Here is a 19872-nt window from a genome sequence, read left to right on the forward strand (position 1 = left end):
GCCGGGCTGAGCCGGCGCATCGAATCGAGGTTGAGTGCCGGTGGCAACAGACGTCCATTTCAAGATCGCCGAGCTGGCGCGGCAGATGCATGCCATTCCCGAGTCCACTGAGGACACGTCGGCCGAGGTGCTGCCCTCGGTCACCGCCGGCGCCGTCGAGTACGTCCCCGGTGCGCAGTACGCCGGCGTTCTCGTGGTCGATCAGAAGAACAATTTCGACACGCTCGCGCCCACCGACCCGCTGATGAATCTGGCAGACCGGATTCAAAAGGAAACGGGCGAGGGCCCGTGCCTGCAGGCGGCCTGGGACCACCACACCGTGCTCGTGAACGACATCGCCCGCGACGAGCGTTTTCCCGCCTTCTCCGCTCGCATTCTCGACGAGAGTCCGCTGCGGTCCAGCCTGTCGTTCAAGCTGTTCACCGACAAGGGGACCATCGGCGCGCTCAACATGTTCGCCGATACGCCCGACGCCTTCGGCGACGAGTCCCTGGAAGTCGGCCTGTTGTTCGCGACCCACGCCGCCCTGGCGTTGCGTGCCGCGCGGCAGCAACAACACTTCCGCAGTGCGTTGGCCAGCCGGGACATCATCGGTCAGGCCAAGGGCATGATCATGTACCGCTTCCGCATCGATGCGGTCGCCGCCTTCGCTCTGCTCCGACGCCTGTCCCAGGACACCAACACGCCGCTGGCCAAGGTCGCCGAACAGCTCATCGAGAGGGAACTGGCCGAGCCCACCGACGGGAGCGCGGAGTCTCTCTCCTGACCGGGCGGATCGGCGTCGGGATCGGTAGGCGGCAGCATGCTGTCACGACTACGTTGGCCACATGCGCAGCCGGCACGTGAGTGTGGTCATCAACGCCGAACCCGCGAAGGTCTACGACTTCGCGGCCGAGCCCGACAATCTGCCGCGCTGGGCCGCGGGGCTGGCGAAGTCGGAGGTGGTCCGGCGGGGTGACGAGTTGCTCGTGGAGTCGCCGATGGGCACCGTGACCGTCCGGTTCGTCCCGCGGAACGGACACGGCGTCGTCGACCACGAGGTGGTGCTCCCCACCGGGGACACCGTGCTCAATCCGTTTCGGGTGCTGGCGCATCCAGAAGGTGCCGAAGTCGTCTTCACGATCCGGCAGCTGGCCATGTCCGACGACGAGTTCGACCGCGACACCCAGATGGTGGAAAAGGATCTCGCACAACTGAAATCGTTGCTGGAGGCGGATTACTTGGCCTAGTGTCCGTCTGGGTAGACCCGGACGTTGTCACTTTGGTTGCACCGTGAACTCCGCGGAGTCCGCGTGCCGCAGAGCTTCCCACGCGGCCGAGCTGACGCCGAGCGCGTCGAGTAGATAGGCCGCGACGGCGTCGGCCACCAGCGCGACCCGGGCCGGGTTCTCATCGGTGGTCTCCCGGACCGCCTCACCGGCGATACCGCCGAGAGTGTGTTCGCCGTCCGGAATCCACATCAGGTCCGTCGCGCCGGGCGAGAGGTGGAAGGCATCGGTCAGCCACTCCGGGCCACGTGTCGACAGTGCCGAGTCGTCCTTGCCGCCGGCGACGACGAGCGCCGGGGTGGACATCGTCGAGAAGTCCGGCCGCATGAACGGCAGGTGTTCGCGCGCGTACTCGCTCAGGCTGTCGCCGGTCCCGGCCGTCGCTATCAGCGCGCCCGCTCGCACGGCGGGGTGTGCGAGATCCGGGCCGACGACCCCGTCCGGCCCGATCACACGCGCGCCGAGGAGGGTGCCGACGGTCTGACCGCCCCATGAGTGGCCGGCCGCGGCGAGCAGGTCGATGTCGACGCGCGGGCGCAGGTCCCCGCCGGCCGCGATCAGGATCTCGTCGAGATGGTCGATCACCGCGTGCGCGTCCTGCACCCGCGTGCGCCAGATGGACGAGAATCGCGGGTCGTCGAATCCGATCCCGTGGCGCCGGGAATCGAGATGCGTCGGCTGTATGACGGCGAAACCTGATGCGGCCCAACGATCGACGAGTGGTGCGTAACCGTCCATCGACCAGGCGTTGCCGTGGGAGAACACGAGGACCGGGAGCCGATCCCCGGTGGCCGGTGCGGTGACCCTCACCGTCAACGGGAACGGACGGTCCGAGGTGGGGACGACGATGGGCTTGACGGAGACGATCTGACGAGCGAGCACTTTCGTGGACATGGGAGTTCCCTTCGGGGCGGGGCCGGTGCGCGATAACCTGGACGGAACGATGTTCCGCCAAACTAGCGGAACAGTGTTCCGCGAGCAAGGGGTGGAGGGTGTCCGCAGGAAAAACAGCACGTCAGATGCAGGCTGAACGGAGCCGTACGGCACTTCTCGAGGCGGCGGCCGCGGCCTTCGTCGATGCGGGCGTGCAGGCCCCGGTGCGCGACATCGCCACGCGTGCCGGTGTCGGCGTCGGCACGGTGTACCGGCATTTCCCGACCCGGGCGGAACTGGTCACCGCGGTGTACCGGCACCAGGTCGACGAATGTGCGGCATTGGCGGAACAGCTTCTCGCCGAACAGGTCCCGCCGCGTGCCGCGCTGTGCCGGTGGACGTCGGCGTTCACCGACTTCCTCGTCACCAAACACGGCTTGAGTGACGCGCTCAGCTCGGACGACCCGAGCCTCGTCGATCTGCACGCGCTCATCTTCGACACCCTCGTGCCGGCGTTCGCCTCGCTACTCGAACCGGCGCAGGCCACGGGAGAGGTCAGCCGGGACATCTGCGCGCTGACCTTCCTACGGGCGATCGGCAACCTGTGCATCATCGGACCCGGGTACACCGACGCCGACGCCAGGGCGATGGTCGGTCTGCTGCTGGTCGGCTCCGGTGCATCTTCGGCACGAGAGGAGGGTGCGGGGCGATGAGATCCGTCATACGTCGCAGTCAGCCTTCGAGAACGGAACGCGATTTCGAGGAGACCCCATGACGCACCGTCGGCTGTTCTTCATCCACGGCGCGGGCGGATACGCCGACGACGGCCCGCTCGCCGAGGCGCTGGCCGCGGCTCTCGACGCGACGCTGGACATGCCTCGGTTCTCCGACGATGACATGTCGATCGAGGCGTGGGCCCGGCCGATCCGCCGGCGTCTCGTGGGGCTGGACGCCGACGATCACGTCGTCGCGCACTCGTTCGGGGCGACGGTGCTGATGCATGTCTTCGCCGACGCCGATGTCGTCTCGAGAAGTGCTGTGCTGCTTGCGATGCCGAACTGGGGACCGGACGGCTGGGATGTTCCGCAGTACGTGTTCCCCGGCACCGGCACTCTGCTCCCTTCGGTCCACCACTGCGTCGACGACGACGTGGTGCCCGTCGAGCACCTGGACCTGAACGCGGCGTTCCTTCCGTCGGCGCCGCTGCATCGTCATCCGGTGGGCGGTCACCAGTTCGACGGGCTCGCCGACGTCCTCGCCGCCGAGCTCATAACCGCCGAGAACCGATGAGCGAGAACAGCGCGGCCGACACCGACGCCCGTGGAGTGCCGGCCGCGTCGCCCGCGGGGCGCTGGCTGATCGTCGCCGCGGTTCTCGGTTCGGGGGTCGCGTTCATCGACGGCACGGTCGTCAACGTCGCCCTGCCCGCGATCGCCAACGACCTCGACACCGGTCTGCGCGGCCAGCAATGGGTGCTCGACGGGTATCTGCTCACGCTGAGCGCGTTGTTGTTGATCGGTGGTGTCGCCGGCGACCGGTATGGGCGTCGGCTCGTCTTCGCCGGAGGTCTCGCCGTGTTCGCGGTGGCCACGGTCGCGTGCGGGCTGGCGCCGACCGTCGAACTCCTCGTCGCCGCACGGATCGTGCAGGGGATCGCCGCCGCCGCGGTCGTGCCGGGCAGCCTGGCGTTGATCAACGCCGAGATCCGTCCGTCGGACCGCGGTGCGGCGGTCGGTCTGTGGGCCGGGATGTCCGGCGCGACCACGGCTCTGGGCCCGTTCCTCGGTGGCTGGCTCGTCGACGCGGCGTCGTGGCGGTGGACGTTCCTGCTCAGTGTGCCGCTCGCGCTGGGAGCGTTGTGGATCGCGATCCGGCACGTCCCCGAATCGCGAGGCGCGACGTCGAACGCCCGTCTGGACGTGGCGGGTGCCCTGGCGATGACCGTCGGGCTCGCGGGCGTGATCTACGCACTCATCGAGGGGCCGTCGAACGGGTGGAACGGGGTAACGGTTGCGGCGGGGGTGGTCGGAGTCGTCGCGCTGGTGGGCTTCGTGGTGATCGAGTCGCGGGTGCCGGCGCCGCTGCTGCCGCTGGGGCTGTTCCGGTCGTCGCAGTTCACCGGCGCCAATCTGACGACGCTGCTGGTCTATGCGGCGCTGGGCGGTGCGCTGTTCCTGCTGGCCCTGCAGTTGCAGCAGAGCCTCGGTTACTCGGCGTTCGAGGCCGGCGCGGCGATGTTCCCGAGCACGTTCATCATGCTGTTCGGGTCGCCCTTGGTCGGCAAGCTGGCGCAGCGCACCGGGCCACGGCTGCCGATGACGGTCGGCCCGCTCATCGCCGCCGGTGGTTTCGCGCTGATGTCCCGGGTCGATCCGGGCTCGGGCTACGTCGACTCCGTGCTGCCCGGGGTGCTGCTGTTCGGCCTCGGCATGACGGTGACGGTCGCGCCGCTCACCTCAGCGGCGCTCGCCGCCGTCGACGACGCGCTCGCCGGTACCGCGTCGGGCGTGAACAACGCGGTGGCGCGGCTCGCGGGGTTGCTCGCGGTGGCGGTGCTGCCCGCCGTGGCGGGGATCGATGCGGGCCCCGGCGATCCGCTCGGCGCCGGCTTCCGGACGGCCATGTACATCTGCGCGGCGTGCTGCGCGGTCGGCGGGCTGGTGGCGGCGTGCACGATCCGCTCGAGCACGGATGTGCGGCCGCAGGTCCGTGCGGGTGTGGACACCGCCTGCCAGGATGCGGCTACCCGGGCAGGTTAGGCCCGGCGTTCGCCGGTGCCGGCCGCGATGGCCCAGAGCACGAGTACGGGCTGGAAGAACAGTCGCGTCAGGCGCTTCTGGTCGGTGTCGAGTCCGAAGGCGTCGATGTGCTCGACGTACTGGTTGATGTTGCCGGGGAAGATGACCACGAAGAACGCGGCCACGATCCACGACACCACCTTGCGGTGACGCGGCAGCGCGATCAGCGCGGCGCCCAGGGCGATCTCGACGCCGCCGGAGGCCAGCACCACGAAGTCCTTGCTGAACGGCACCCAGTCGGGGACCTGTGCCTGGAACTCCTCGCGCTGGGCGGTGAGGTGGCCGACGCCGGCGATCACCAGCACCGCTCCCAGGGCGATCCGGGCGATGGCCCGGCCCAGCGGCTGGCGAGTGGTGGTCGGCGTGACGATCGACATGTGGGCTCCTCGGGTGGGTGTCGGTTCGGTTCTACCGCACTTCGTGGCGGGCGGGGTTTCGGACGGTCAGCGCCGGAGGGTTCGGGTCGGGATGAGTCTTGATGTCGATTTGTGGCACAGAAGTACTTACTTGTGATTGAGTGTTGTGATTGCGACCACAACGGTGTGGTCGCTCGTTGTATGCAGAGGACCGCCCATGACCCCCGATGTCGCACCCGCACACCGACTCTCCGTGTCCTGGCTGCATGCGGTGCCGAGTGCGCTGCGCGGGGCGGCCGGTGTCGTCGTGACCACCGCGGCGTTCTTCGTCGCGGTCGCGGTTCTGGTGATCGCCCAGATCGTCGTCCTCGCCACCCGCGCCGCGGTCGACCTCACCTGAGGTTCGCCCGGCTGACGCTCACGCCCACTGTCCCGACCGGACGGCTTCACCTGGGCGGCCGCACCCCGTTCGCTCCTGGCATAAATCGCTCGGGAACAAGATTCCTGCCACCTGGGTTGAGTCGGTCAGACTTAACTCTGGAGGTTTCATGTCGCAGACATATTCACTGCCGGTTCTCTTCGTTCCCGACGTCGTCGTCCTGCCCGGCATGGTCGTGCCCATCCCGCTCGACGATGCCGCGCAGGCCACGGTCGACGCCGCCCGGGCGAGCGAGACCGGGAAACTGCTGGTCGCCCCACGTCTGGACGACCGGTATCCCACCTACGGTGTCATCGCGTCGATCGTGCAGGTCGGCCGCATCCCGGGCGGCGGCATCGCAGCCGTCGTCAAGGGTGAGCAGCGCGCGCAGATCGGGACCGGGACACCCGGTCACGGTGCCGCGCTGTGGGTCGAGGTGACCGAGGTCGACGCCGTTGACGTCACCGACGAAGACCGTGAACTCGCCGGCGAGTACAAGAAGCTCGTGCTGGCGATGCTGCAGCGCCGCGAGGCATGGCAGCTCATTGACGCCGTCAACAAGATGTCCGATCCGGCGGATCTCGCCGACACCTCGGGCTATGCGTCGTGGCTGTCCGATGAACAGAAGCGCGAGCTGCTCGAGACGCCGGTGACTGCGGCGCGGTTGCGGCTGCTCATCGAGTGGACGGGCGATCATCTGGCCGAGTCCGAGGTGACCGAGAAGATCGCCGAGGACGTCCGCGCGGGCATGGACAAGCAGCAGAAGGAATTCCTGCTTCGCCAGCAGCTCGCCGCCATCCGCAAGGAGCTCGGCGAGGACGAGCCCGAGGGCGCCGAAGACTACCGCGGCCGCGTCGAGGAAGCCGACCTGCCCGAGAAGGTGCGCGAGGCCGCGCTCCGCGAGGTGGGCAAGCTCGAGCGCGCCAGCGACCAGTCGCCGGAGACCGGATGGATCCGCACCTGGCTCGACACCGTCCTCGACCTGCCGTGGAACACCCGGACCGAGGACTCGGCCGACGTCAAGGGTGCGCGCGAGATCCTCGACGCCGACCACCACGGCCTCGACGACGTGAAGGACCGCATCGTCGAGTACCTCGCGGTGCGTGCCCGTCGCGCCGAACGCGGCCTGCAGGTCGTCGGCGGACGCGGGTCGGGCGCCGTGATGGTGCTCGCCGGTCCTCCCGGGGTCGGCAAGACATCGCTCGGTGAGAGCGTCGCCCGGGCGTTGGGCCGCAAGTTCGTGCGCGTCGCCCTCGGTGGTGTGCGCGACGAGTCGGAGATCCGCGGCCACCGGCGTACCTACGTCGGTGCGCTGCCCGGCCGGATCGTGCGGGCCATCGGTGAGGCGGGATCGATGAATCCCGTTGTGCTGCTGGACGAGATCGACAAGGTGGGCTCGGACTACCGGGGCGACCCGGCCGCCGCGCTGCTCGAGGTCCTCGACCCCGCGCAGAACCACACCTTCCGCGATCACTACCTCGATCTCGATCTCGACCTGTCCGATGTGCTGTTCCTCGCGACCGCCAACGTCATCGAGAACATCCCGTCGGCCCTGCTCGACCGTATGGAGCTCGTGACCCTCGACGGGTACACCGAGGATGACAAGGTCGCCATCGCCCGCGACTACCTGCTGCCCCGGCAGGCCGAGCGGGCGGCGCTGACACCCGACGAGGTGACCGTCACCGATGCGGCGCTGCGGGAGATCGCGGCCAACTACACCCGCGAACCCGGTGTGCGGCAGTTCGAACGGCTGCTGGCGAAGGCGCTGCGCAAGGCCGCGACCAACCTCGCGGTCGAATCGGGAGACGGGGGAACCGCGACGGCGCCCGTCATCATCGACGAGCCCGATCTGCGCGACTACCTGGGGCGTCCGCGTTTCACGCCGGAATCGGCGGAGCGGACGGCGGTCCCCGGTGTCGCAACCGGTCTCGCGGTCACGGGCATGGGCGGCGACGTCCTGTTCATCGAGGTGAACGCCACCGAGGGTGAGCCGGGTCTGAAGTTGACCGGCCAGCTCGGCGACGTGATGAAGGAGTCGGCGCAGATCGCACTGTCGTACGTGCGGGCGCACGCCGAGCAGCTCGGCGTCGACCCGAAGGCGCTCGACAGGACCATCCACGTGCACGTTCCGGCCGGAGCCGTGCCGAAGGACGGTCCGAGTGCCGGCGTCACCATGGTCACCGCGCTGGTGTCGATGGCGACGGGACGTCAGGTGCGCAGCGATGTCGGGATGACCGGCGAGGTCACGCTCAACGGGCGGGTCCTGCCGATCGGTGGGGTCAAGCAGAAACTGCTTGCCGCACAACGCAGCGGGCTGAAGACCATCTTCATCCCGCAGCGCAACGAGCCCGACCTCGACGACGTGCCGGCCGAGGTGCTCGACGCCCTCGACGTGCGGCCGATGACCGACGTCGCCGAGATCGTCTCGCAGGCGCTGGAAGTCGCCGTCGACGCGCAGGTGACCGCGGCCTGATCCCGCGCGCTGTAGCCCAGGCCCAGCCCAACGCCCCGGTGGTTCGTGGACGATCACGTTCCGCCGGGGTGTTGGCGTCTGTCAGAAGGGTGGCGGGTCGTCGGGCGTGTCGGGTTGATGGCTGGCTGCCTCGACTCGGGCTAGTCGATCCGCTTCGCGTTGTTTCTTGTTGCGGGCACGTTCTTCTCGCCGCTTCGCGTGTTTGGCGGCGGTGCGTTCGGTGATCGTGCGCGGTTGTCGGCCTTGCTGTTGTCTGCCTTGCCGTTCGGGCACGATGATCCGCGGACTGGGTGGAGCTTTCGCGGCTTGTTCGAATCGGATGCGACGCAGGTTGGGGAAGAGGTCTTCGAGGGTTTCGGCCTCGCCGGGGATCACAAAGCCCTCGGGCGTGACGTATTCGATGACCAGGCGGCCCTCGTCGTCGCGGTACTGCACATCGATCCAGTCACCGTGGGTCTTGTGCAGATGACCGGGACGGCATTTGGCGTTGAGGTTCTCACTCGAGGTCGCACCCCCGCGGGCGGGTCGGGCGTGGTCGTACTCGGCGACGTGATCGACATCGGCGGTGAATGCCGAACGCGTGCAACCCGGCTCGGTGCAGTAGCCGTCGCGCACCCGCACGAACTCCGCGCACGCACTCGTCGGCCGGTACGGGTCACCAGGCAGGGCAGCCGGGTAGACCACCACCATCTCCGACGACACCGGCTCCGTCGACGATGAGGTCGAAGTCGGGGGTGTCGACGCGTCACCCGCGCCGCCGGCATCGGCGTTCGTGTCGGTGTCGCTGCCCGCCGTATCCTGCTGTGGCGCGGCGATGTTCGCCGTCCGCGTGGTGTCGTCGTCATATCCGTCCTCGCCGGTCACGGCTGGGCCTCCGGCGACAACCTGCGACGGTGGTGTGCGGACCGGGGTGACCGGCCTGATCGTCGCGTCGGGCCGGGCGGCGAGGTCGCGCACATGGTCATCGGAGATCACCCCATGCCCGTCGACCCAGCCGGGTCCGGACCCGCCGGCCAGGGTGTCGGCGTCGGTGACGACATGGATCACGATCTCGGTACCCGCGGTGGCGCCGGCAGGATCGGGCAATGTTGCGGTGCAGTCGGACTGACCGCACGCGCAGGTGAACGCTGTTCGGGTGAGCAACGCGTACATGGCGTCGGACTTGCGTTCCCCGAGGGTGCGGCCATCCCGGTCGCAGACGGAGGCGGCGAGCTCCCGTACCGAGGCGTCGGAAGCTCGGATGTTCTCGGCGGCCATGACCGCGGTGATCTCACCGGTGCCGTCACCGTGGTTCTCGGTCCACACGCCTCGTTTGTCGAGCGCTTCGCGGCGCCGTTCGCGGACGGCGTCGGCGTCGTGGCCGAAGACCAGGCGGTCGATCATGTCGCGCAGACCTGACGTCGACCACGACCCGGACCGGGAGCGCAGCAGGTCGGCGATCGATTCATCGAGCACCTCGATGATCCGACGGCTGTCGGGGTCGTCGGGGTCGTCGGGGTCGAGAAGGTGATCATCGGACACCAGGTGGGTGCGTCCGATGATCTCGCGGATCTGGTGCGGCCCGATGACACCGTCGCGCAACGTCTCCAACACCCGCGGCAGTCGGTCACGAAGACACAGTGCCTCGTCGACCAGCATCCCCGCCCGGTAGCGGGTGATCCCGGCCTCGCGCGAGACCCGGGCGACGATGTCACCGAAACCGTCGGACACGTAACTGTTGCCGACCGTGGTCAACAGCCGATCACACAACACCAGGATCGTCTGGTAGCGACACCACGCCAGATACGACTCGCCCGCGCGGATCGACCCCAGACGCTGCATATGGGTAGCGGTGTCGGCATCGGCCGGACAAGCAGGATCGACCCCGGCGAGGAACCCGCCCGGCAGATCCGTCCATGCCCCCACCGTGACTCCCCCCGAAGTCGTTGCCGCCCGGCCTGGTTGACCGGTCCAACTAATACATCCAAGATAGACCCGACCACCGACAAGAATGCTCGGCCGAGCCGCTACGTGAGCCCGACGGTGCGAGCGATCCTCTCCGACAACAGATACAGCGCATAGGCGAAGTAGGCCACGATCGCGGCGGGCAGGACCCACAAGGCGGCCACGGCCGCAACGAGACTCGCCGCCCACTGGCGCCCCCACAGCGGCGCGGCGACGAAAATCATCAGCAGGGAGAGCAGGAGAGAGACCGCCGGCGATGATGTCGGCCACGACCAATCGAACAGCAACGCCCCGCCCGAACCGACCGCCGCGCAGATGCCGACGAGGCTCAGCACCAGCCACGCGACCACACTGAGACGTCGCCATCCGCCGGCGACCCATCGCGTGCGAAGTGCCACGGCCGACCACATGATCCACCGCTTGAGCCAGGGGACGCCGGACGCCCGCATCATCTCGCGGAAGAACCGGTCGGACAGGGTGTCACTCCCGAGCGCGCCGGAGTTGACGGTGCCCGTGATGAGCTCGTCGTGGATGAGCGCCGCGAGTGAGTGTCTGCCGTAGGGGTTCTCAAACCAGCGCAGGAACCGGGGGATCGAGGCGAGGTCGGTGGGGTTGTCGTCGCCGGGCACAAACGTGCGGGCCGCGTCGACGGCGCCCCGCGCATGGGCTTCCGTCTGTCCTCGCTCGACCAGTTGTGTTACGAGGTACTCCTCGACCGCGGGATCGGAGAACCGAAAGGCGTTGCGCACGAGAAACTGTCGCTCGTCGATCTGCGCGATCTCGACCTCGCCACGCCCGGTCGGGTCGTCGACCTCGAAGCCAGACGCCGGCGCGACGCGCCACAGCACCCATCGCGGATCGCTCGGTGTGGTCTTGGTCATCGCCACCTCCGCGTCGAGGGGATGTATCGACCGTAGCCCCCACGCGACCGGGACCGATGGGTAACGGAGGCGCAGCGTGTTGGGGTGGTGGCGTACTGACCACCGTGGAAGTTGCGGGCCCGGGGCCCCGGCGATGGCGAGGTCGAAGAAGCCACGCATCCGTATGACGTTGTGCCCGGAAACCGGGCGCAACGTCATTTGCGTTTGAGGCCCCGGCCCAAATTGAGCGAACTCCGCTCAATTTTTTCGACGATCCGGGAACAATCCGTCGGTCACCCCCGTTGCACACTTCGAGAAACCTGAGCGGCGAAGACTCAAGTCGGTTTGACTCGGATCTACTTTTTCAGTAGGACATGAGTCGGACGCACTGAAGTCCGGTCCCGCAGAGTTTCGCCACGACATCCCCGCGGTCGCGAGACCCCGGGACAAGGACTCGGGTGCACACCCGCAAACTAGGAGGAAGCCAAACATGTCTCGTGCTGTTGGAATCGACCTCGGTACCACCAACTCGGTGGTGGCCGTGCTCGAAGGCGGCGAGGCCGCCGTCATCGCCAACGCCGAAGGCGCACGGACCACCCCGTCGGTGGTCGCGTTCGCGCGTAACGGCGAGGTGCTGGTCGGTCAGCCCGCCAAGAATCAGGCGGTCACCAACGTGGACCGCACCATCCGCTCCGTCAAGCGCCACATGGGCGAAGGCGACTGGACCGTCGAGATCGACGACAAGAAGTACACCCCGCAGGAGATCAGCGCGCGCACGCTCATGAAGCTCAAGCGCGACGCCGAGTCGTACCTGGGCGAGGACGTGACCGACGCGGTCATCACCGTCCCGGCCTACTTCAACGACGCGCAGCGTCAGGCCACCAAGGAAGCCGGCCAGATCGCCGGCCTCAACGTGCTCCGCATCGTCAACGAGCCGACCGCGGCCGCCCTGGCCTACGGGCTCGACAAGGGTGAGAAGGAACAGACCATCCTGGTCTTCGACCTCGGTGGCGGTACCTTCGACGTCTCGCTGCTCGAGATCGGCGACGGCGTGGTCGAGGTCCGTGCGACCTCCGGTGACAACCACCTCGGTGGTGACGACTGGGATCAGCGCGTCGTCGACTGGCTCGTCGAGAAGTTCAAGAGCCAGAACGGCATCGACCTGACCAAGGACAAGATGGCCCTGCAGCGTCTCCGTGAGGCCGCCGAGAAGGCCAAGATCGAACTCTCGAGCTCGCAGAGCACCTCGATCAACCTGCCCTACATCACCGTCGACGCCGACAAGAACCCGCTGTTCCTCGACGAGCAGCTCTCGCGCAGCGAGTTCCAGAAGATCACCTCTGATCTGCTGGAGCGCACCCGCGCACCGTTCCAGGCCGTCATCAAGGATGCGGGCATCTCCGTCGGCGACATCGACCACGTCGTGCTCGTCGGTGGTTCGACCCGTATGCCGGCCGTCACCGACCTGGTGAAGGAACTGACCGGTGGCCGCGAGCCCAACAAGGGCGTCAACCCGGACGAGGTCGTCGCCGTCGGCGCCGCACTGCAGGCCGGTGTGCTCCGCGGTGAGGTCAAGGACGTGCTGCTGCTCGACGTCACCCCGCTCTCCCTCGGTATCGAGACCAAGGGCGGCGTGATGCACAAGCTGATCGAGCGCAACACCACGATCCCGACCAAGCGGTCGGAGACCTACACGACCGCCGAGGACAATCAGCCGTCGGTGCAGATCCAGGTCTATCAGGGTGAGCGCGAGATCGCCTCGCACAACAAGCTGCTCGGCAGCTTCGAGCTCGGCGGCATCGCCCCGGCGCCGCAGGGTGTCCCGCAGATCGAGGTGACCTTCGACATCGACGCCAACGGCATCGTGCACGTCACCGCGAAGGACAAGGGCACCGGCAAGGAGAACTCGATCCGCATCCAGGACGGTTCCGGCCTGAGCAAGGACGAGATCGACCGCATGATCAAGGACGCGGAGGCTCACGCCGACGAGGACCGCAAGCGCCGCGAGGAGGCCGAGACCCGCAACCAGGCGGAGTCGCTGGTCCACCAGACCGAGAAGTTCCTCAAGGAGAACGAGGACAAGGTCCCGGCGGAGCTGAAGGAGAAGGTCGAGGCGGCCGTCGCCGGGGCGCAGGAAGCGCTCAAGGGCAACGACACCGCGGCGATCAAGTCCGCGATCGAGAAGCTGTCGGAGGAATCGCAGGCCCTCGGCCAGGCGATCTACGCCAGCGCCGCTGCCGAGTCCCCCAACGGTGAGTCCGCCGCGGCCGACAGCGATCCCGACGTCGTCGACGCCGAGGTCGTCGACGATGCCGACTCGAAGGAGAACAAGTGACCGCAGGAGCCCATTCGTCGAATGGGTCCGGCGAGGAGCCGGTGACGGTGACCGACCGTCGTCGTATCGACCCGGAGACGGGTGAGGTGCGCGACGAGCCGGCCGCCGGCCCCGGCCCGGCCGATGCCGGACCGGTCGTCGACGAGCAGACCAGTGACGAGCAGCAGGCGGACGGGGCAGCCGACGAGCCGGATGCCCGCGTCGCCGAGCTGACGGCCGACCTGCAGCGCGAACGCGCCCAGTTCGCCAACTTCCGGCGGCGTGCCGCCGAGGAGAAGCAGGGGTCGGTCGCCTACGGCAAGCAGATCCTGATCGACAAGCTGCTGCCGATCATCGACGATCTCGACCGTGCCCGTGAACACGGCGACCTCGACAGCGGTCCGCTGCGTTCGGTCGCCGACAAGCTGACCGGTGTGCTGGCCGCCGAAGGTCTCGTGGCCTTCGGTGCGGCGGGTGACGAGTTCGATCCCGAACTCCACGAAGCCGTGCAGCACGACGGCACCGGGGCACATCCGGTGATCGGATCGGTGTACCGATGCGGCTACCGCCTGGGCGAGAAGGTGATCCGCACCGCGATGGTGACGGTCACCGATCCCGCTCCCGCGGGCGACGCGCCCGGTGCACAATAGAACGACCGTCGCTCGATCCTGAGTGGGCGAACTCACCACTGATCCCTGAGGTGCGAGGAGCGCAAGCGACGAGCCACGAAGGGCGACGAACCCTTCGTGGCTCGCTTCGCTCGCACCTCAGGGAGCAGGTGGTCGGCTCGCACCTCAGGGAGCAGGTGGTCTGCTCGCACCTCAGGGAGCAGGTGGCCCCAACTGAAACTTCAATCCAGACAACAGAACTCAAGGAGGTGACGTCTGGTGGCACCACAACGTGAGTGGCTAGAACACGACTTCTACAAGGACCTGGGCGTTGCTTCTGACGCTTCGGCTGAAGAGATCAAGAAGGCCTACCGCAAGCTCGCGCGCGAGCTGCATCCTGATGCGAATCCGGGTGACAGCGCGGCCGAAGAGCGCTTCAAGCGGGTGTCCGAAGCCCACAGCGTCCTCGGCGATGCCGAGAAGCGCAAGGAATACGACGAGACACGCGCCATGTTCGCCGGCGGACGATTCCGCGGCGGCGGCAACGGCTTCCCGGGTGGCTTCCCCGGCGGCGGAACCACCTACACCACCGGCGGCGGTGGCGACTTCGACCTCGGCGACCTGTTCGGCGGGGCGCAGACCGGGGGCGGCGGTGGCGGTTTCGGCGACATCTTCGACGGCCTGTTCAACCGCGGCGGCGGAACGCAACGTACTTCGACGGCGAGCCGGCCGCGTCGTGGCAAGGACCTCGAGACCGAGACGACGCTCTCGTTCTCCGACGCCGCGCTCGGCACGACCGTCCCCCTGCGGGTGACGAGTCCGTCGCCCTGCACCACCTGCCACGGCTCGGGCGCCAAGCCCGGTACCAGTCCGCGGGTGTGCGCGAACTGCAACGGTTCCGGGTTCGTGAGCCGCAACCAGGGCGCGTTCGGATTCAGCGAGCCCTGCCAGGACTGCCAGGGCACCGGGTCGCGGATCGACGACCCGTGCACCGATTGCGACGGCAGCGGCGTGAAGGTTCGCGCGCGCACCATCAACGTCCGGATCCCCGCCGGCGTCGAGGACGGTCAACGCATCCGGCTCGCCGGGCAGGGCGAGGCCGGTCGTCGTGGCGCCCCGTCGGGTGACCTCTACGTCGTCGTGCACGTGACCCCGCACAAGCAGTTCACCCGCAGCGGCAACGACCTTCGGGTGCAGCTGCCGGTGCGGATCTCCGAACTCGTTCTCGGAGCGACGGTCTCGGTTCCGACCCTGGAGGGTTCGGTCGGGGTGAAGATCCCGCCGAACACCACCGACGGCCGCACGCTGCGCGTGCGCGGTCGTGGGGTGCCCAAGCGCTCCGGCGGGGCGGGCGACCTGCTCGTCACCGTCAAGGTCGCGGTTCCGAACAAGCTCGACGAGGCCGCGGTCGAGGCGATGCGCGCCTACGACCAGGCCGAGCGGGCAAGCGGTTTCGACCCGCGGGCGGACTGGGGGCGATGAGTCATGGCCGGTGCGAGCAACTTCGACGGTGATGGCGCGACCTTCCTGATCTCGGTGGCCGCCGAACTCGCCGGCATGCACGCCCAGACCCTGCGGACCTATGACCGCCTGGGTCTGGTCACCCCGCAACGGACGAGTGGCGGTGGTCGCCGCTACTCGTCCCGCGACGTCGAACTCCTGCGCGAGATCCAGCGTCTCTCGCAGGAGGAAGGCGTCAACCTCGCGGGCATCAAACGCATCATCGATCTGAGCAATCAGGTCGAGGCGCTCCAGCACCGCGTGCGCGAGCTGACCGACGAGGTGCAGGCGTCCCGGACCCGCCGCGGCGGCGAACTCGTCCCGGTGCCGCGCACCAATGCCCTGGTCGTCTGGCAGCCGCGACGCAGACGCACCACCGACTGACCACCTGCTTGGTTTCGCCGAGCCCACGGACGTGCGTAACGTTGAGCGTATGGCTTCTGAACCCGTCAACACCGTCGACTCCGGCCCGCACAAGGTCTCGCGCCGGGTCGTCGTGAACGCCCCGGCCGCCGATGTGTTCGCGCTCGTGTCGAATCCGCATCGGCATCCGGAGCTCGACGGTTCCGGCACGGTCCGCGACACCCCTGTGGACGGGCCCGAGACGCTGACCCGTGGGGCGCGTTTCAGCGTCGGGATGAAGCAGTACGGCGTGCCGTACAAGATCACCTCGACCGTCACCGACTTCGAACCCGGTCGGGTCGTCGAATGGCAGCACCCGATGGGGCACCGCTGGCGGTGGGAACTCGAGTCGACGTCACCGACCACGACCGCGGTCACCGAGACCTTCGACTACTCGACGCTCCGGGTACCGAAGATCATGGAACTCATCGGCTACGACAAGAAGAACGGCAAGGGGATCGAGGGCACCCTGCGGGCCCTCGCGGCCCGGTTCGCCTGAGCCGGACCGCCGATGGACTCCGCCACCGGTACGTCGACCGAGTCCGACGCCTCGGATGAACCCGTCGTCGTCCTCGGTGTCGTCGCCGCGCCGGGCCAGGCGATCGGCTTGGCGCGCAAACTCGTCGACGACAACCTCTCGGACCATGTCCAGACGAACTTCCCGGGCGCACGCTGGCAGGTCGAACTCGTCGAGGCCGGACTCGTGCAACCGCCCGCGGGTGATGCCGAGATCGTGGATGCAACGAGAGACCTACTGCTCGAACGCGAGTGGGATCTGGTGGTCTGTCTGACCGACCTGCCGCTGCACGTCGGCAAACGCCCGGTGGTGGCGCACGCCAACGCGGTCCACGGAGTGGCGGTGCTCTCGGTGCCCGCCCTCGGCGCGACCGGGGTGCGGCAGCGGACGCGCGGGATCATCACCGGGCTGGTCGGCCAGCTCCTCGGTGCCGACGCCGACGACCTCCGCGAACACCAGAAGTCGCCGACGCGATCGGCGCTACGCCACCGTGTCCGTCAACTCGGGACCGACGTCGAGGACGAGGGCACCGCGTTCACCGCCCGCGTGCTGACGGGCAATCTGCGTCTGCTCACGGGCATGGTGCGGGCCAATCGGCCGTGGCGGCTCGCACTCGGGCTCACCCGCGCCCTCACCGGGGCGATCGCGGCCGGGGTCTTCGCACTCGTCACCGCCGACATCTGGCTTCTCGCAGACACTTTCGGTGGGATTCGCCTGACCGGGGTGGCGCTCGGCTCGATCATCGCAATCACCGCGACGCTGATCATCGGCGCCGACCTGTGGGAACGTGGCACCTCCCGTCAGACGCGCGAACAGGTGGCGCTGTTCAACATCGTCACCATGATCACAGTCGTTCTCGGTGTGGGCGCGTTCTACGCGGCGCTGTTCGTCTTGTCCGCGATCGGCGCGCTCTGCCTCGTGGTACCGCAGGTCATCGGTGCGACGCTCGACCACCCTGTCGGCTTCACCGACTATCTGGAGGTTGCCTGGCTGACGTGCTCCCTCGCGACCGTCGGCGGCGCCCTGGGCGCCGGCCTGGAAACCGACGAAGCGGTGCGCGACGCCGCGTACACCCAGCACGCTGCCGAGTCGATCTGAGCCGGACGCCGGACACAGCCGGATGCCCCGGTCCTCGCGTCAGCCGCTAGGCTTGCGGGTCAGAACGCCACAGCAAGGTCGGCGACGGGAGGTGAACCATGTCCGAGGTACCGGCAAACGGCCCGATGCCAGGGTTCGTGGTCCTGGGTATCTCCGTCGTCGACGACCAGATCAGCTCGGTGGTCCGCGACGCCGACGGCCACGTCCTGGCGAGCAATCTCGTCGACCTCCCGGACGCGTCGGCGGCCGGTGCCGAGGCCGCGATCCTCGAACTCGTCGATTCCGTCCCCGTGGAGGTCGACCGCATCGGCATCTCGGCGTCCCGCGCAGACGTCCGCGACCACCTGGCACGGGCCTTCGCGCCGGGCGCCGGCACCGGGCCGTCGTGGACGGAGAAGGTCGTCGTCACCGGCTATGCCGCCGCACTCGCCGAGATCGCATGCACGCATGCGACGCGCGGTGGGGTGGTGGCCGTCGTCGACCTGGATCGCGATGCCGCGCCGGCCGCCGGCACGACCCTCGCCACCGTCGACACGTCCTCCGGCGCCGTCCTCGGCACGACCGACTTCGCGCCGGGCGAGATCGCCTCGGTCACCGACCCCGACGCGGCGACCCGGCTCGCGACGGCGGTCACCCGCCTGCCGCGCGGGCGTGACATCACGTCGGTCATCGTGGTCGGCCCCGGCGCGCAACTCCCCGGCATCGCGCCGGCCTTCGAGTACGCGGCGCAACGCCCCGTCACCGTCGCGGACAACCCGGCGCTGGCCTCGGCCCTCGGTGCGGCCGACGCCGCGGTGGTAGCCGCGGCAGCACCCCCCGTCGCCCCGCGGACGTCCACGGGACGTCGCTGGTGGTTCGTCGGCGCCGCCATCGGCGCGGCCGTGTTCCTGGCCGCCGTCGGGATGACGCTCATCCTCACCGCCGAGTCAACGGTCGCCGAACCCGCGCCCGTCACCGTGACCGAGACACCGGCAGCGGTCACCTCGACCCAGGAGGCGACGGTCACCGAGACCGAGACTGAGACCTCCGTCCGCACGACGACGGTCACCAGCACCCCGCGTCCGGTCACTCGAACGGAGACGGTGACCGAGTCGGCTCCCGAGACGTACACCGTGACCGAGACCGAAACGGTCACGGCTCCGGCCGGCAGCGAGCCGAGCCTCGAAGTCCCCTGAGCTGCAACCGGTTCGGGGAAGTCAACTCTTGTGCCGGCTCAGAACACCGGGTCGTGCTGGATGCGGCTGGCCCGGACACCCGCGATGATCAGCGTGCGTCGGGTGTTCTCGATCATCTGCGGTGATCCCGCGATGAGCACCTGACGGTCCTGCCAGTCACCGGACCGGGCCACGACGTCGGCGAGGGTGCCGATCTCGTGGTCGATGCCGAGCTCGGCGGGTGTCGCCACCGCGTTGATCCACCACGGATCGCTCTCCTCCTGGGACACGGCGGTGACCCGCAGCCAGGGATTGGTCGACGCGATGCGGCGCAGGACGGTCAGGTCGTAGAGCTCGCCCGGGTAGCGCATGCCGTAGAAGATGTGCGTCTCCGGCGAATCCGCGCGCATGGACATCTCGATCAACAACGCCCGCAGCGGTGCGAGCCCGGTCCCGCCCGCCACCATGAGGACCTTGCTGTCGCGGTCGACGTGCAGCGTCCCGTGCCCCTGGGCGAGGGTCCACACATCGCCGATGCTGGTCTCGCTCACGATCGCGGTGCTGACCGTTCCACGGGGGATCGCACGCACGTGGAACTCCAGTTCACCGGCCGGGTTGGGCGGGATGGCGGGGGACAGATTGCGCCACTGCTTGGGCCATTGCGGGGTGTGCACCTCGAGGTACTGGCCCGTGTTGAACGTCAGCGGCGAGTGGGCGAGGAGTCGGACGACCGCGAGGTCCCGGGTGATCCGGTACTTCTCGACGACCTCGGCGGTCCAGCGCGCAGGATGGGTCGCGCTCTCGGCCGCGCCCCGCATGACCCCGGTGACCAGCATCATCGCCTGCGAGACGGTCTGTTCGGTCTCGGCGTCCCAGTAACCGGCCATGAGGCTGCCGAACTCGCCCATCAGGGCGGCGTACATCACGTGGTAATGCTCGGGCTCGACCCCGAACTTGCGATGGTCGCGTCCGAGCTGCGCGAGGAACTCCACGAGTTCGGCGTGACCCGACTCGGCCGGGATCGCTTCCAGCACATGGTCGATGACCCGATGGAAGGCCACTCGCTGGGCCGCCATCGACACCCCGAACAGGTCACGCAGGTCGGGATCGATCGCAAACATCCGGGTGTAGACGTTGGTGACGAACCGGTCGGGCTGTCGATTGACAGCCGTCCGCAGCTGATGCAGCGCGTGGCGCGTATGTGTCGCCATCTCGAAAAGATCACACCTCCGTCGCGGCTCGTCTCCCCACCCGGTTCAAGAGACCCACACTAGTCCTTCAACACGTCA

At 68.4% G+C, this 19872-nt stretch carries 18 protein-coding genes and 1 pseudogene; 14 read left to right on the forward strand and 5 right to left on the reverse strand.

Annotation, left to right across the window (positions count from 1 at the left end; translation table 11 throughout):
• Positions 1-40: 40 nt before the first annotated feature.
• Entirely contained in the window at positions 41-766 is a 726-nt protein-coding gene (locus KB201_RS16255) for a GAF and ANTAR domain-containing protein (RefSeq protein ID WP_165629520.1), read from the forward strand.
• Positions 767-827: 61 nt separating this feature from the next.
• Positions 828-1229 (forward strand): SRPBCC family protein, encoded by a 402-nt coding sequence (locus KB201_RS16260; protein ID WP_165629521.1) that lies wholly within the window; start codon positions 828-830, stop codon positions 1227-1229.
• 27 nt (positions 1230-1256) lie between these two features.
• Here KB201_RS16260 and KB201_RS16265 read toward each other — a convergent pair whose 3' ends face one another.
• Complete coding sequence (locus KB201_RS16265; RefSeq protein WP_165629522.1) at positions 1257-2162, reverse strand: chlorophyllase; 906 nt, start codon at positions 2160-2162, stop codon at positions 1257-1259.
• Between the two features lie 125 nt (positions 2163-2287).
• Between KB201_RS16265 and KB201_RS16270 the strand changes: the two genes are divergently transcribed.
• Genes KB201_RS16270 through KB201_RS16280 form a run of 3 tightly spaced genes read left to right on the forward strand, consistent with a single transcriptional unit; the run spans position 2288 to position 4900 of the window.
• The gene (locus tag KB201_RS16270; protein WP_165630781.1) at positions 2288-2854 is read left to right on the forward strand and encodes a TetR/AcrR family transcriptional regulator; all 567 of its coding nucleotides are present in this window, start codon (positions 2288-2290) and stop codon (positions 2852-2854) included.
• A 58-nt stretch (positions 2855-2912) separates the two neighbouring features.
• The gene (locus KB201_RS16275; protein WP_211539799.1) at positions 2913-3431 is read left to right on the forward strand and encodes an alpha/beta hydrolase; all 519 of its coding nucleotides are present in this window, start codon (positions 2913-2915) and stop codon (positions 3429-3431) included.
• A complete protein-coding gene (locus KB201_RS16280; RefSeq protein ID WP_165629523.1) occupies positions 3428-4900 on the forward strand; it encodes an MFS transporter in 1473 nt (490 codons plus the stop codon). Before KB201_RS16275 ends, KB201_RS16280 begins: the two co-directional genes overlap by 4 nt.
• Here the strand turns inward: KB201_RS16280 and KB201_RS16285 are convergent.
• On the reverse strand, positions 4897-5316 hold the full coding sequence (locus KB201_RS16285; RefSeq protein ID WP_165629524.1) for a MauE/DoxX family redox-associated membrane protein: 420 nt from the start codon (positions 5314-5316) through the stop codon (positions 4897-4899). The two genes, KB201_RS16280 and KB201_RS16285, sit on opposite strands and share 4 nt — an antisense overlap.
• 196 nt (positions 5317-5512) lie before the next feature.
• Here KB201_RS16285 and KB201_RS16290 point away from each other — a divergent pair, with 196 nt between their 5' ends.
• Together KB201_RS16290 and lon are read left to right on the forward strand one after the other, a co-directional pair.
• Complete coding sequence (locus tag KB201_RS16290; protein WP_058249659.1) at positions 5513-5695, forward strand: hypothetical protein; 183 nt, start codon at positions 5513-5515, stop codon at positions 5693-5695.
• 148 nt (positions 5696-5843) lie between these two features.
• The gene (gene lon, locus KB201_RS16295) at positions 5844-8186 is read left to right on the forward strand and encodes an endopeptidase La (protein ID WP_211539800.1); all 2343 of its coding nucleotides are present in this window, start codon (positions 5844-5846) and stop codon (positions 8184-8186) included.
• 81 nt (positions 8187-8267) lie between these two features.
• On the opposite strand, the gene KB201_RS16300 is transcribed toward lon, so the two are convergent.
• Together KB201_RS16300 and KB201_RS16305 are read right to left on the reverse strand one after the other, a co-directional pair.
• Positions 8268-10091: an HNH endonuclease signature motif containing protein gene (locus KB201_RS16300; protein ID WP_211539801.1), complete on the reverse strand. Its 1824-nt coding sequence runs from the start codon at positions 10089-10091 to the stop codon at positions 8268-8270.
• Between the two features lie 101 nt (positions 10092-10192).
• Entirely contained in the window at positions 10193-11011 is an 819-nt protein-coding gene (locus KB201_RS16305) for a DUF1353 domain-containing protein (protein ID WP_211539802.1), read from the reverse strand.
• A gap of 469 nt (positions 11012-11480) precedes the next feature.
• Here KB201_RS16305 and dnaK point away from each other — a divergent pair, with 469 nt between their 5' ends.
• The 7 genes from dnaK to KB201_RS16340 all read left to right on the forward strand — a co-directional run bounded on the left by dnaK (position 11481) and on the right by KB201_RS16340 (position 18604).
• Positions 11481-13325: a molecular chaperone DnaK gene (dnaK, locus tag KB201_RS16310; protein ID WP_211539803.1), complete on the forward strand. Its 1845-nt coding sequence runs from the start codon at positions 11481-11483 to the stop codon at positions 13323-13325.
• Entirely contained in the window at positions 13322-13954 is a 633-nt protein-coding gene (gene grpE / locus KB201_RS16315; RefSeq protein WP_211539804.1) for a nucleotide exchange factor GrpE, read from the forward strand. The genes dnaK and grpE overlap by 4 nt, the downstream gene beginning before the upstream one ends.
• Positions 13955-14191: 237 nt before the next feature.
• Positions 14192-15394, forward strand: a complete 1203-nt coding sequence (gene dnaJ / locus KB201_RS16320; protein ID WP_058249666.1) for a molecular chaperone DnaJ — start codon at positions 14192-14194, stop codon at positions 15392-15394.
• Positions 15395-15397: 3 nt separating this feature from the next.
• A complete protein-coding gene (locus KB201_RS16325) occupies positions 15398-15796 on the forward strand; it encodes a heat shock protein transcriptional repressor HspR (RefSeq protein ID WP_211539806.1) in 399 nt (132 codons plus the stop codon).
• Positions 15797-15845: 49 nt separating this feature from the next.
• Entirely contained in the window at positions 15846-16313 is a 468-nt protein-coding gene (locus tag KB201_RS16330) for an SRPBCC family protein (protein ID WP_211539808.1), read from the forward strand.
• 12 nt (positions 16314-16325) lie between these two features.
• Positions 16326-17429, forward strand: coding sequence for a hypothetical protein (locus KB201_RS16335; RefSeq protein ID WP_211539809.1), 1104 nt, complete (start codon positions 16326-16328; stop codon positions 17427-17429).
• Positions 17430-17527: 98 nt separating this feature from the next.
• Positions 17528-18604, forward strand: coding sequence for a hypothetical protein (locus tag KB201_RS16340; RefSeq protein ID WP_211539810.1), 1077 nt, complete (start codon positions 17528-17530; stop codon positions 18602-18604).
• Positions 18605-18642: 38 nt separating this feature from the next.
• On the opposite strand, the pseudogene KB201_RS16345 reads toward KB201_RS16340, so the two are convergent.
• Positions 18643-19806, reverse strand: a pseudogene (locus tag KB201_RS16345) (FAD-binding oxidoreductase); the annotation flags it as partial.
• Positions 19807-19872: the final 66 nt, after the last annotated feature.

The sequence above is a fragment of the Gordonia sp. SCSIO 19800 genome (assembly GCF_018132775.1).
In the GTDB taxonomy this organism is placed as follows: domain Bacteria; phylum Actinomycetota; class Actinomycetes; order Mycobacteriales; family Mycobacteriaceae; genus Gordonia; species Gordonia hongkongensis.

Coding starts and splice junctions, on each gene's coding strand:
- KB201_RS16280 (WP_165629523.1), top strand. CDS start 3,428: ATGAGCGAGAACAGCGCGGCCGACACCGACGCCCGTGGAGTGCCGGCC.
- dnaK (WP_211539803.1), top strand. CDS start 11,481: ATGTCTCGTGCTGTTGGAATCGACCTCGGTACCACCAACTCGGTGGTG.
- KB201_RS16340 (WP_211539810.1), top strand. CDS start 17,528: ATGTCCGAGGTACCGGCAAACGGCCCGATGCCAGGGTTCGTGGTCCTG.
- KB201_RS16270 (WP_165630781.1), top strand. CDS start 2,288: ATGCAGGCTGAACGGAGCCGTACGGCACTTCTCGAGGCGGCGGCCGCG.
- KB201_RS16335 (WP_211539809.1), top strand. CDS start 16,326: ATGGACTCCGCCACCGGTACGTCGACCGAGTCCGACGCCTCGGATGAA.
- KB201_RS16330 (WP_211539808.1), top strand. CDS start 15,846: ATGGCTTCTGAACCCGTCAACACCGTCGACTCCGGCCCGCACAAGGTC.
- KB201_RS16285 (WP_165629524.1), bottom strand. CDS start 5,316: ATGTCGATCGTCACGCCGACCACCACTCGCCAGCCGCTGGGCCGGGCC.
- KB201_RS16290 (WP_058249659.1), top strand. CDS start 5,513: ATGACCCCCGATGTCGCACCCGCACACCGACTCTCCGTGTCCTGGCTG.
- KB201_RS16260 (WP_165629521.1), top strand. CDS start 828: ATGCGCAGCCGGCACGTGAGTGTGGTCATCAACGCCGAACCCGCGAAG.
- KB201_RS16275 (WP_211539799.1), top strand. CDS start 2,913: ATGACGCACCGTCGGCTGTTCTTCATCCACGGCGCGGGCGGATACGCC.
- lon (WP_211539800.1), top strand. CDS start 5,844: ATGTCGCAGACATATTCACTGCCGGTTCTCTTCGTTCCCGACGTCGTC.
- KB201_RS16265 (WP_165629522.1), bottom strand. CDS start 2,162: ATGTCCACGAAAGTGCTCGCTCGTCAGATCGTCTCCGTCAAGCCCATC.
- KB201_RS16325 (WP_211539806.1), top strand. CDS start 15,398: ATGGCCGGTGCGAGCAACTTCGACGGTGATGGCGCGACCTTCCTGATC.
- KB201_RS16305 (WP_211539802.1), bottom strand. CDS start 11,011: ATGACCAAGACCACACCGAGCGATCCGCGATGGGTGCTGTGGCGCGTC.